This is a genomic window from Salarchaeum sp. JOR-1 (assembly GCF_007833275.1).
Taxonomy (GTDB): Archaea; Halobacteriota; Halobacteria; order Halobacteriales; family Halobacteriaceae; genus Salarchaeum.
Genome location: NZ_CP042241.1, coordinates 1,656,931 through 1,669,376 on the forward strand (window position 1 = coordinate 1,656,931; position 12,446 = coordinate 1,669,376).

Sequence of the window (12,446 nt, forward strand, 5' to 3'; positions counted from 1 at the left end):
GCCCCGCTGCATACCAAGAAACGCCCCGAGACAAAGTACAGCGTATGTGGATCAGTCTGAGGCAAATCCAAAACCACATATAAAAGATGAGGGAAGACCGACTTTGCACTCGAAGCGAGACTGAAATAGCGCCTCAAACGTGTCCAGAGCGAACTCGAGGAACTGCGAGCATTGAGTCTGTCGATGTAGACGTTTCCAAGTCGTTCGAAGGGTGTGGGCTTGCACATGACTTTTGCAGGTCAACTCTTTTTACACGGGGTTTCAATCAATATTCCATGAGCGAGGACTTTGAGACGGAACTCGCTGCCAAGTTAGAGAGTCGGTTCTCAAACGACCAGGATGTAATCTCCGACGTAATTGAGCAAGTACAAGAGGCACGTCGCCACGAATACACCGACCATCTGGACTTGCACAACGCCGACAGTGTCGTCTCAGGGATTGAGAACTGGTCACAAGATCAAGGGCTAGCTGCTGGGTGGAATCGGTGGATTGGGGTAGGCGTTCCGGATACAGATACAACGCATCTCACAGTATAACATATCCACGACGCAACCTTCGGCAGCTGAACGGCTCTTCTACATTTCGCACGCAAATACTGCCAAGTGATGGTACGATCTGTTCAGTGACGAAGAGCTGCACTCGCAGGAGAGGCTTGAATCCCAATCAACTATTTGATGAGTTCTTGAAGTCGTACAATTACGTTTTGACGCGTGTCACAACCGAACCAACTCACGGAGCATGCCAATCCGCCATACGGAACAGTCACTCCCTAGTTTCCTGGTTTTTCCCCGCCGGTAATCTCACCAAAATCAGCCCCCCGTTGGAGATGTTTGAGTTTCGGGTGGCTCACAACTCACTCGATTTCGATGGTACGAGAGTTGATAATTGAGCACGACGATGAGCGTGTCTTCGCTCTTCGTGTTTGTTCACGAGGTGTCGATATAGATCAATAACCCATCGTGATCGTATCCTTCCGTTTGGAGTGGTCGGAGTCGTGATGGAAGCTCTTCCAGTTCGTTCGTGAGGTCGATCGCACGGCGGTCTGGTTTGACACCAAGGAGTTTCCAATCACCCCCGTAGAGGGGGTCCTGATCCGCATCATTTTCGAGGCGGACCTTTCGATACACACTGAGCTGATTGCGCGTTAGATGAATCTTGAATCCGGTTTCATCCTCCGGGAGACTCTTCACTTCGTAACGCACCGGTTCGAAGCCAGACGCTGTTTCTTTGAGCCCAATCAAATCATATCCAGCGCCATCCCAGGTTCGAGAAATATGGAGGCCGCGTTCAAGAACCTCGCTGTCCCGAGTCTCTTCCCACTCACGGAGGGCTGTCTGAAGTGTCTCAACGCTTTTCCCGGAACCCGGAATCGCAGAAACGAGTGCATCGGAGACCGTCGCAAAGTCGCCGTTCTCAGCCGCCTGATCGAGATACCTCGCGGTTCTCTCGGTAATCCACGATAGAGCGGCCTGCTCGGCTTCATCGCCAACTGCCTTGGTTTGCTCCCATTCAGCTTCCAAATCTTCCAACTCAACGATGCCGCTCCCTGTTTCATTCGGGCTTGACTGTTCTACCTCGGGCCTCGCCAACCCGACCTCATCGGACGTAACGACCTCTTCGACGGGGTCATACCGCGGAGAGAACTCCCGCAACTTTGTCTCAAGCTCATCTGCGTCCGGGATTTCAGCGCTTGGGATGGACGCCCCAAACGGGTCGCGGCGGAGCCATTCTATCACGGCTACTTTGGGGTCGAAGACGACCCGTTGACACGCCGTTTCGCGGACATACTTGTCAAGGTGATTCGCTATCTCGGATTCAGAGATGGCAAGCCCTGTGTGTGCCTCGATGAGGTGCTGGAGATAGGCACATAGTCGATTCTCCCATGACGAATACCAACCCTCCCAGTCCGCTCGATGATGTTCGACACACGAGAAGTGAGGGCGGAACGGTTCTTGCTCGTCTGTGAGTTCCAGCCCACGAAGCGTTTCTTCGACATCCTGGTGCGTTACGTCTCCCGGAGCGCTACTCATAGCGATGTCTTCAGGACCAATATGTGAGAGTCGCGTCCACGAGTCGCGCAGTTCCAGGCCGAGTGCTCCAAGCGCCTCCCGAATTCGGTCCCGTAACGCTGCATATTCGTCGTCGTCAAGCTGTCGAAGATGACGGTCATACGCCTCGACAAGTGACATCGCATCGTGCTTCTCAAGAATCCGTTCCACGCGGTCAGTCCCGCCTGACTCAAACGCGCCAAGAACATGAGCAAATGACGATCCAACCCCTCCGCGATTCTCCTCAAGCAGGAGTTCGACTAGAGGCTCTCCGAATTCGTCGAGCGGTGGCGGTCCTTCTTGCCCTTCCGGAGTGTCGAAGATTATCGTCGGTGGGGTATCCTGAAGGAACAGTGCGTGGTTGTAATCGCCTTTGAATTGCGGATCCGAACGTCGTGTCTCGTCACCTAACATAGCCTCAAACTCAACCCAAGCATCATCGACATGCCTGATGACACGACTCCGCCAACGGTTCGCAGCCTCCGCTGGATCCACATCGACTTGCGTCGTGGTTTCTGCTAACGCGAGCAGATGTGGAACAACTTCCTCGATTTTCGCGTCGAGTGTCTCGACGGCAATCCCATCCTGACTGCCCTGGTGAATAGGATGGACGTGACGCGTAATCTCGAACGCGAGGTCGTTGAGTGGGGCATACCCCGTGAGAGTATCCCGCCCGATAATAGCCGTGACAAGGGGAACATCGGGGAAGAACCGACGCATGCGTTCCCGCTCGACAGTATCAGTGGGGATCCAGACACCGTCACTGTCGGTCCACTTGAGAGGCCTATCAGAGAGTGCTCGCTTGTCTGGAACTCCTTGATAGACGAGGAGAGGGATATCTAGTTCTTCCTCTTCGGATTCGTGCTCGCGCGCGATCGTGTTGAGCAATCGATCAACAAGCTGCCGGAGTGCCTGCCGTGCCCTCGGCGTTTCCTCGATGACAGAGAGCATCGGGGCAGTCAATTCGTGCAGTTGTTCAAGCAATCTGAAAGCCGGCTCAGCATTATTCTTGCTCAAACTATCCATATCGGTGCCCGGGACGGCACCGAGGGCCGTCAGCAACTCTGACTCGATCGGCGCTTCTTTTGAGAGACTCCACAGCACGGGCGGGAGTTGTCGCTGCTGTCCCGATACTAACGTCACCTTTGCGGGCGGAATCTGTGTCGGTGGGTCCTCTATAATTACGGGCGGTTCAGCAACCACATCGCCTTCCGAGTCGGTTCCCCCAACTGGGAACCAGGCATTGTCCCGTAGTTGCGGAATTAACTCCAGTGGACGACGGCCACCGCCTTCGGACGTCTCCATTTCTAGGCGTTCCGCTGTGATGAGTTCCTCCAACCACTCCCACGCGGCGTCGAGTGACTGTACCCACGCGGTTGGTTCCTCGTCATCGTCCTGTCGCGGTTCCTCTCCGAACTGAAGAGGGCTCCACTGTGAGCCAGCCGTACTCAACGCCGGCGGCGTCTCCGTCACAATCCCATTGTCGCCCCCTTCGACCAGAGTTAACGGGACCCCGTCTTCCGGTGGAGCCGGCGTTACGCCGAGAAACAGCAGAAAGTCATCGAGATCAACGTCAGCCGGCGGTGACGGTAATCGATTCGTCGCCACACGATCCAGCGTCAACTGCCGGGCGGGTTCCCACTTGCCAGCTGTCGTGGGGAGAAATAGCGTAGCAATAGACCGACCGGCTGTCCGTGCATTCTCACTATATACGTGATTCCGCAACGCGCGCCATCCTGGACCGTACTCATCAGACTCTGCGGGTGAAACAGTCCCTCCTTGAGAGTCCAGCGCGTACAAATTCATAGCAAACTGAATCAAGTCAGACTGCAATTCAGCCGCCTCTTCAGTATCCTCAGCGAGAGGTGAGTATGTCCACGTGTCGAGGTCGTGGGGAAGCTGCCGGAGTTCACGAAGTACTTCCCAGCGATTGAATTGGCTCGCGCCGAGCGGCTGCGGTGACTCCTCGCTTCTGAATCCGGGCGGGAAATCAAATGAGGTCACCGCGCGATTCGCTTCCCGAAGCGCACGTGGCAACTCGAGATCCGTCTCCTCAGAGCGCCGTAGAAATAGCCGACGGGTGTGGCGTTCTCCACGCCCGACCGTCGCATCAGCCTCGGAGCGCTCCGGTAACGGGACTGCCGGCACGTCCTCATCAGGCGGCAGTTCTTTCTGCGCGGTGACAGGAGCGACGCGTCCTCGGTGATCACGGAGTGCATCACCCATCGCGGCCGCTGTTGTCCGCCATGTCTTCGTACTGCTAGAGTACTTACAGGCACGGTCGATCCAACCCTTGGACGCCGTCCAAAAATCGCGGTACGTCTGAACTGGCCACTGTTCCCTAGCGTCGAAGAATGCCGTTGCCAACACTGACCACTGTTGATACCGTTCGACATCTTGTGAGTTGTCACTCAGGAACAACAACGACTCAAGATGGTCAACAATTATCTCACCTGCCTCGGACTGGCTGGTAGCTGGATCCAAGAACTGCCACAGATCGGGCCGGGGCGACGTCGGCGACTCCTCCCCTGAAGCTGTCTGCACCGCTGTGGGTTCAATCCAATCCCATTCGATCACGTCACTCGATACTCCCACGTCTGCGAGAACCTTGTTTAGGTGAATTTCGGCAGCCACCTCAAGCAAGGCTTCATTGTACGCCCCGATCGTCTCATCATCAAGTCGCAGGCTCGTACGATCCGTTCGAAGTTGGAAATCACCCTGCACATCAATGCCGAACGGACTGCTGATCAGTGTTGGTAGATATCCGTAAACCCGCGATTGTGACGAACCAGAGGACTCCCCCGCATCAAGGGATGGGTCCGTTGGCCACGCGACGGCAGCACCGGGTGCTGATAATTCGTGTTCCGCCTCTTTGGCGAGTGCTACCAGCGGCTCCGAGTCTGTTTTCCAGTGGCTGATCGACAGCGAGTCTTGTCCGGCCTCGGTGTCGTGTTCTGGCCAGGTTCCTTTGGTGAACGACTGCCACGGCGTCTCAAACTGCACGGACAGGTTCTGTCGATCCTCGAATAACCCGACGAAATTCAAGTGCCCTTGCTGGATCGCCTCAACCGACTCTCGGAGTTCGTCTATCCGTGGTTCTAAAATCGGAACGACGACGACCGTATTCAAGCCGTGGAGATCCGCAGGGGTTGGCGGCTGCTCAGCATCAAGCGGCAGCGGAAAGTGGAAGCTCGGGCGGCGGTCCTCCTCACCAACCTGAACATCAATGTTGCCCAAGTATGTTTGATGCCCAGCCCGGACTTCTGGGACCTCCAATCTGGTTGTCCAAGTAGCGCGGTCAAGCGGAGAGTGCATCTCGAGTCCCCACCATCCCGATCGATGGGCGAACTGGCTCCAGACGCGGACGAAGTCACCGAGCCAGAACACTGACCGGAACCCGATTCCCTTGTTCCCGACGCTCTCCTCCGGCAGCTTATTCGACGTGTGCAGTGAACACAGCGCGTTGAAATCCGGGCGGCGGTCGTCACTCGTTTCAGGAGGGTTTCCGTAATCGTACTCTGGATTGACGCGAATTGGCGTCCCGTCATTCCCGACAACGAGCGCATAGTCCGTCGCTTCCCATGCAACCTCCCTGATTTCCACGGTCACCTTCGAATCTGCGCGATCCAAGGCATTCTGTAAGAGTTCGAAGAGTACTCGACCCGAATACTGGCGCCGAATAGACTCCTCGTTCTGTAGTTGTTGATATGAGACCTCCCCGCTCGTATCTTCGTAATTCGAGAAGTGGCGCCGAAACACCGACGCAACATCATCCGAATCCGGTACGAACCCCGCCGAATCCGAATACTCAGAGAGATTCATTCATCCTCCAAAAGAACTCTTTGACCAACCTCGCACTGCGCATACCCACGAGTGTCACCGCCAAGCATTGAGTGTTTTTCCCTCACAACAACCGACCCAAGCGAGGTGATTTCACGTCGACGAAAGATACGAGTCGATTGCTACCGTCTGCACCCAGCTTCAGATTCCGCACCATGCGAAATCTCTAAAGCGCTCTCTCAGGACAATCACTACAATGACCCCGGGGAAGGATCTCGACTCTGAATGGACTGTTGAATGGGCTACGCCCACCCCAAAGGAGGACGACTATCTCGATACGCTAACGCTAACTCGTGAACAAGCGAGGGAATACGGCGACGAGCTTGTGATGTCACTACGAGTGGACGAAGGGTGGCTGCACGATCAAGGACTCGACCCCGACGAACCGTTTGCTTGGAAGATCGACAGCGGAGATGTAGTGACGAAACCGATCACCCGGCAAACGTTCGAAGGAGTTGCGGAAAGCAATCGTGACGACGCGAGTTATGCTCGCCACGTCTTGGAGTCCCGCGCCAAACGACGAATTCGAAAGTAACAATAGCAAACTGAGCATCAGCCGATCCCTACCTCGAATAGTCTGGTCACACAGCCATTCTCTTCTTACAGGTACACTCGATTTTTCTGAGCGCTATAGATCTGCCGACCGGTATTTAAACCGCAAACAGAGATGAGAAATCGGACTATTATGCCTCAGAATCATACTTAGAAATCGTTGTCTGCCGCGAGATATACTCATCTTGATCAACCACCTCGCTGACTAAGTCCGGGAGGTCACCAATTTCGAGGATGTCGTCGAAGTATTGCCTCCCAAGTTCTCGAATATGCCTCCGGTTCCGCTTAGCGCTAAGGTAATTTTTCTCATCCACTTCTGGCGTTTTCGTTCCCGCTTCCTCCGACACGAATTTGATTTGCTCTCGGTTCTCCTGAAGCGCCTCCTTGTACAGATTCTTCCAGAGCTGTCGGAAATTCTGGATCGTCGGGAAACTGCCATCATCAACACGTACACCGGCCTCTTTCGATAGCTCCTCAATCCAGTTATTCAGCGTTGATGGGGTTCGACAGCCACTGTCTGATTGCGGACTCGGCACCAGCTTCCCGTTCCCACCTATTGCCTCAATATAATCGACGTATGCCTCGAGGAAACTAGCACCCATCATAATCGGAATCTTCTGAGGACCCTCATCTAGCCGTAGATTTTTCCGCTCGACGAAATGAACATACGGATCATCCCCAAACTCTAACTGCTCAGTCACGTCAATTCGTTCAATCTCGTTAGACCGAGGGCCAACCGCCATCATAAATATGAGCAGTACCTTCATCCAAAGCCGCCATTGCTTCAGGTCGTAGCCGCGAACCGGGCACTCCTCAAGTGCGTCCAACGTGTGCCATAGATCCCTGATTTGTGCTTCAGTAACGGGGGATGGATCGCCTCGGCTCCGGCGAAATTGAAACTCGTCCAAAGCTTCTTCGACCGGATTAATATTGATTCGGTACTGGTTTTTCACGATGCGATAGTATCCAGAGAAATATTTTGTGTAGTTCTGCATCGTGCCGTCTGCCGACTGCTCATCCAGATATTGGATGATTATCTTCGCAGACTGAATATTTGTTGTTCGTTCTTCTTCGGACTCGTAATGTCCAATCTCCAAAATCTCGATATCTAGATCCTCATTATGAATTGCTTCATAGACTCTGTTGATTGTCGTCTTAACCGAGTCAATGGTCGAATCTGCGAATCCCAGATTGTTTTCTAAACTCTGTATATAATACTCGAGTGACTGTACGGTTTGGTCGTCATCGGTTGGCCACTTCCCATTGGACCGAGCTCCGAATCCCTGATCGCGGAGGAATTCGTGGAGAGTTTGCCCGTAGATCTCTTGGCACTTGTTGTTGAGCCCCTCAGCTGAATACCGTGTGTTAGCGGTAATGTACTCCCACGCGGGGAGATGATCACGGGGGAGCCCGTCATGGCGAAGTTGCTCCCGGAGAATCACAGGGAGCTGTTCTTCGAGTGTCTTCTTATCAATGCGATTTCGACTCATTGATCGCTGGTTACTCGTTTTCGGCTTGTTCTAGCGCTTCCAGGATTTGGGCGGCATCATAGGCGAACGGCAGATCACTCTCTGCAATCGCCTCCAAATCCTCCTGTAGCTCTTCCGCAGCTTCAAGCGCGGACTCGTGAGGGTCCGAAGGCGTGTCTGTGCTCATAGGACCCTCCGTTCTGTCTGCATCATTCGGGGCGCGTTCAATTCCATAGTTGTTCTAATTTTGAGTAACTGTGACTTTGACTTCCTACAATTTATAATTAGTGGTGCCCTACAAGGAACCAGCATGACGGATAATGACGCAGACGAGGCAGACACGACCGACTCAGACACCAACCCTTACCCGGATCAGGACTTCGGGCCAGTCCGCACGATCGGCGAAGAGCAGCGAGCGTTTCTGAAGAAAAAAGGTGCCGTAGAAATTCTCGCTTTACTCGCGGATGGTCCCAAACGGTTTTCCGAAATCGACGATTCTCTGGTCATCAGTCACGGAACTGTTTCTAGCCGATTAACCGAAGGAGCGAGGTTAGGGCTCCTAAGCGAAGAGATACACTATCCAGATGAAGGTGGCAAAATAAAACTCTACGAGCTCACTTCCATAGGGCGCACATTTGCTGAAATCGCTACGGACCACGACATCGACGAAACCACTGAACAAAGAAAGAAAGCAAAGGAGCGACACGAAGCTGCTCTCTCGGAATTCCAGGAAGAAATCGAGGAACGAACCTCTGAAAACGACGAGTCCGAGTAGATATCTCCCGTTCAGCAATGCTCGCCCAATCGACGCTCCCGTGTGCTGAGTCAACTTTGGAATCTTCTTGTAGACTCCAAAGTTCAAAGGGGAACAACCGTCTATCGTTTATAAAGGCGGTGCGCCAGGATGAGTGAATACGCAAATTCCCAAGTTCGTGCGAAAGTGTGGGTGACGCCCGACCAAGTCGAGTCTCTCCGCTCAGCGTGTTACGCGATGGGAGCCGACTACTTGCAGCAACGCAACGAGGCCATCGTTGCGACGATGTACGATACTGGGCTTCGCGTCGGCGAGCTCGCCCAACTCGATGTGGAACTTCTTCGAAACACCAACTCAGAACTCTACCTCCCGACGGAGATCCAGAAGGACTACCCAAACGAGAACTCGCCACCACCCGTCACACTCGAGCTTGCGGAAGACACCGCACGGCTGCTGTCGGCCTACCTCACCAACCGCTGGAAAGACACGCCCGCACTCTTCCCCGCTCGCTCCTCAGACCGCATCTCCGAGCAGGGCATTCGGATCATGCTCCACAAAATCGCGGACGAAGCAGGCATTCGCCCCTACAAGATCGATGGGAGCAGAGGCACATCCGACGACGTCACGCCGCACGCGCTCCGTCACGGGGTCGCTTATCGGATGATGAACACCGAAGACGGGAACACGCTCTACGATGTCCGCAATCGACTTCGTCACCGGAGTATCCAAACCACCGAACGAATCTACGACCACATGCTGAAGGTGTAACCGCAGAGGATCGAACCACACCTGCCAGTGCGGAAACGAGCTGCGCGTTTCTACAATCATCTGAAGCAGAAATAATTCAGCGTACAATAGACATATGTCGCTTCAGGTGTTACCCCACGGTAAGAGGGCCTCACGAATGGACATCACTGACATCCCAGACGACGCGTACGCTGGCGACGAATCACCGCCAGACATCGACGAACTGGAGTCACCCGAATCACTGCTCAAGGGCGGACCGATCCGCGAGCGACTCCTCGACATCGTCACCGGGCTGCGTACCCCCACCAAGGTATCCACTATCGCTGACCTCGCTGACTGCGATACCGAGACGGCCCGCGACTACCTGGAGTGGTTCAACGAGATGGGACTGGTCCACCGCCACGACGGCCGCCCAGTCCGATACGAGCGCAACGACGCGTACTTCCAGTGGCGACGCATCGACCGCATCCGCGAGAACTACTCCGAACAAGAAATCGTCGAGGCACTTTCGGACACCATCGACCAGATCGACGACTACAGAGACCAATTCGACGCAGACGACCCCGACGACGTCTCCCTCGTCGAAGCCAGCCGGGACATGCCCACTGAAGACGCGTGGGAGGCCCTCTCCGAGTGGAAAACACTCGAACGCAGAGCGGCCCTCCTCGACGCCGCGCGGCGTGACCAGCCAGCCGCTGGGAGCACCCCTGGTCACATCGATGCCTGACAACCCGGACGACTCTCCCCGTACCGGCCCTATCGATGCTGAACTTCTCGACCGGATTGCCGTGCACCTCACTCGAAGCGCTCGCTTCGACGAAGTCCACGCACGGCCGTCATATGCACCGAACGCTGTCGTCGCCGACTACGACCTTGGGTACTTCCCGGATGGGGTCACGCGTGCCTATCTTCGAATCCGGTGGTTCGAGACTGACGACTTCAGCATCCACTACTCCGAGCAATACCAGACGGAGAACTCGTGGGAGTGCCGCTGGGACCGCCACCCCAACGACCACAACACCCGAGAACACTTCCACCCGCCCCCAGACGCCCCCACACCAGGCGACGACGCCGACTATCCAGACGAGTGGCAAGACGTACTCGCCACCGTACTCACCCGCCTCGACGAACGCATCGAGGCATTCTGGACCGAGTAACGACCCGTGAAAACGAGGATTGGCTGCATCCGATTCAGGGAAACTGATTACTGCCGTCCGGGTGTACCGCCGCATCGATGCCCCAGATATTCGACTTCTACTGCACGAATCCGGACTGTGAGTTCGAAATGCCGTCCGGCTGGGGGTACTACATGTACGCGACTGCGGACGACGGCGAACGCGTCCACTGCCCGCATCCCGGAGAGATGGGGCGAGCGCGAGAAGTGATCGGCGAGGACGCATCCCAGGCGGAGATTGACCGCCGCACTGGGTTCAACACCTACTGCTTCTGTATCCACTGTGAAACGCAGGTGGATCTGGACTTGGATCGGGATGAGAAAGCGTGTCCGGAGTGCCGGTCAAACGCGGTCAAGACCATCGATGAACTCGTGGACGAGCAATGCCCCGTCTGCGAAGATGGCACATTCATCGCTGAAGATACGGGTGCGATTGCCTAGCCTCACGTGACCGTATAAATGAGACGCAGTATTCTATATGAAGTTTAAGTATCTGGCCGTCCGAACGGTTTTGTATGGAAAGCAGATCGAATACTGACGGAGGAAATGGGGCGACGATATCGGTCGATATCCCCGCACAGGACGCGGACATATTCAAAAGTCAGGCCGTCCACGACATTCTCTCCTTTTTAACTCGCTATCATACCGACGAGTTCTCCATCACCGAACTGACGGACACAGTAGACTACTCCCAACCGACCGTCACCAAGGCCGTCGATATCTTAGCCGCCAACGACCTCGTGACCGACCGGCGCGACGGGAACACGCGGCTGGTCCAAATCAACCCCGAACGGTTATCCCGGCCGGACGATCCGATCCTGCACATCCCGCAGGCCGAATTCCACACACCAGTCCGTACAGCCGTCGATGAATTAGTCGAACAACTCGACGACATCGTCGGGATTATGCTGTACGGGAGTGTCGCGCGTGGCGACGCTGACCGTCGGAGTGACATTGACCTGTGGGTCCTCGTCGAAGACGACCGGATGGCGAATCAGCGAACCGCGAACCGCGTTCGACAAGACCTCGAAGACCAAGAATTCGACACCGGCCGGTACGCATACGAAATCGACGTCGAATCACTGCCAGCAGTCCCGAGCTACACTGACGAGCTCCGTGACGTACTCGGCGATGGCCTCGTCGTCTACGACTCGGAGAAATTCGAGACCGTCCGAGAGATGGTCTTCCACGGTGATCTCGATGAGTAGCGCTCCGACCCACAAGCCATTGTGGACGCTCTCGCCGCAGCCATCGACGCCTTCAACGAAGAAGGATACGGTGTCCCAACGCGCGAAGACGCAATCAATTCCGACGCCGACTGGAAAACCCAGCTGACGAAAGCATGCCGGCTGCTGACGGCGGTCGATACACTCTCCGATCAAGGCTTCTACACCGCGACAATCGAACTGTGCTTCGGCGCGACCGAACGCTCCGTCGAAGCCTACGCCCTCGCCGAAGGCGGCGACGATCTTGAGGACTTTCACGACCACACCACCTGCTACGACCGCGCAACCGCCCTCGGTCTCCTCTTCGAGCCAACGACACGTGACCTCCGGCAACTGTACGACACCAACCGCACAGACAGTTACTACGGCGGCTGGCGTCCGACAGCACGCCAAGCGGAGACAATGCAGCAACTCGCTCGTAGCGTCCACGAGTACGTCACCGACCAGATCCGGGAAGGCGGTGTCTGCGTCTGTGACTCTCTGGATTGACGGGCCTCGGTTCACATCCAGCCGATTCCTGTGAGTAACATGAGGGAGGCCGGCAACGCCGAGCGCGATTATGGCGAGCCCCACATGTCACATCCTGAGCTACCTTACGAGTGTCGCGCAGACATTTATTGACTGACAGACGTAATG

General features: G+C 55.4%; 12 protein-coding genes. 9 read left to right on the top strand and 3 right to left on the bottom strand.

The window, feature by feature from the left end; translation table 11 throughout:
• Positions 1-275 precede the first annotated feature (275 nt).
• A complete protein-coding gene (locus tag FQU85_RS09670) occupies positions 276-536 on the top strand; it encodes a hypothetical protein (protein WP_145847322.1) in 261 nt (86 codons plus the stop codon).
• 390 nt (positions 537-926) lie between these two features.
• Here the strand turns inward: FQU85_RS09670 and FQU85_RS09675 are convergent, their stop codons facing one another.
• Complete coding sequence (locus tag FQU85_RS09675; protein WP_145847324.1) at positions 927-5,870, bottom strand: hypothetical protein; 4,944 nt, start codon at positions 5,868-5,870, stop codon at positions 927-929.
• 214 nt (positions 5,871-6,084) lie between these two features.
• On the opposite strand from FQU85_RS09675, the gene FQU85_RS09680 reads away from it, so the two are divergent.
• The gene (locus FQU85_RS09680) at positions 6,085-6,423 is read left to right on the top strand and encodes a hypothetical protein (RefSeq protein ID WP_145847326.1); all 339 of its coding nucleotides are present in this window, start codon (positions 6,085-6,087) and stop codon (positions 6,421-6,423) included.
• 148 nt (positions 6,424-6,571) lie between these two features.
• On the opposite strand, the gene FQU85_RS09685 is transcribed toward FQU85_RS09680, so the two are convergent.
• Together FQU85_RS09685 and FQU85_RS13360 are read right to left on the bottom strand one after the other, a co-directional pair.
• Positions 6,572-7,930, bottom strand: coding sequence for a hypothetical protein (locus FQU85_RS09685; RefSeq protein ID WP_145847328.1), 1,359 nt, complete (start codon positions 7,928-7,930; stop codon positions 6,572-6,574).
• Positions 7,931-7,940: 10 nt separating this feature from the next.
• Positions 7,941-8,096, bottom strand: coding sequence for a hypothetical protein (locus tag FQU85_RS13360; protein WP_168219969.1), 156 nt, complete (start codon positions 8,094-8,096; stop codon positions 7,941-7,943).
• A gap of 123 nt (positions 8,097-8,219) precedes the next feature.
• On the opposite strand from FQU85_RS13360, the gene FQU85_RS09690 reads away from it, so the two are divergent.
• The 7 genes from FQU85_RS09690 (at position 8,220) to FQU85_RS09720 (ending at position 12,299) form a co-directional block, all read left to right on the top strand.
• Positions 8,220-8,684, top strand: a complete 465-nt coding sequence (locus FQU85_RS09690; RefSeq protein ID WP_145847331.1) for a helix-turn-helix domain-containing protein — start codon at positions 8,220-8,222, stop codon at positions 8,682-8,684.
• 129 nt (positions 8,685-8,813) lie between these two features.
• A complete protein-coding gene (locus tag FQU85_RS09695) occupies positions 8,814-9,431 on the top strand; it encodes a site-specific integrase (RefSeq protein WP_145847333.1) in 618 nt (205 codons plus the stop codon).
• A 136-nt stretch (positions 9,432-9,567) separates the two neighbouring features.
• Entirely contained in the window at positions 9,568-10,137 is a 570-nt protein-coding gene (locus FQU85_RS09700) for a hypothetical protein (RefSeq protein WP_145847335.1), read from the top strand.
• A complete protein-coding gene (locus FQU85_RS09705; protein WP_145847338.1) occupies positions 10,130-10,567 on the top strand; it encodes a hypothetical protein in 438 nt (145 codons plus the stop codon). Before FQU85_RS09700 ends, FQU85_RS09705 begins: the two co-directional genes overlap by 8 nt.
• Before the next feature lie 77 nt (positions 10,568-10,644).
• Positions 10,645-11,025, top strand: coding sequence for a hypothetical protein (locus tag FQU85_RS09710; RefSeq protein ID WP_145847341.1), 381 nt, complete (start codon positions 10,645-10,647; stop codon positions 11,023-11,025).
• A gap of 74 nt (positions 11,026-11,099) precedes the next feature.
• Positions 11,100-11,792, top strand: coding sequence for a nucleotidyltransferase domain-containing protein (locus tag FQU85_RS09715; protein WP_145847343.1), 693 nt, complete (start codon positions 11,100-11,102; stop codon positions 11,790-11,792).
• 21 nt (positions 11,793-11,813) lie between these two features.
• Positions 11,814-12,299 (top strand): DNA-binding protein, encoded by a 486-nt coding sequence (locus FQU85_RS09720; RefSeq protein WP_145847345.1) that lies wholly within the window; start codon positions 11,814-11,816, stop codon positions 12,297-12,299.
• Positions 12,300-12,446 lie beyond the last annotated feature (147 nt).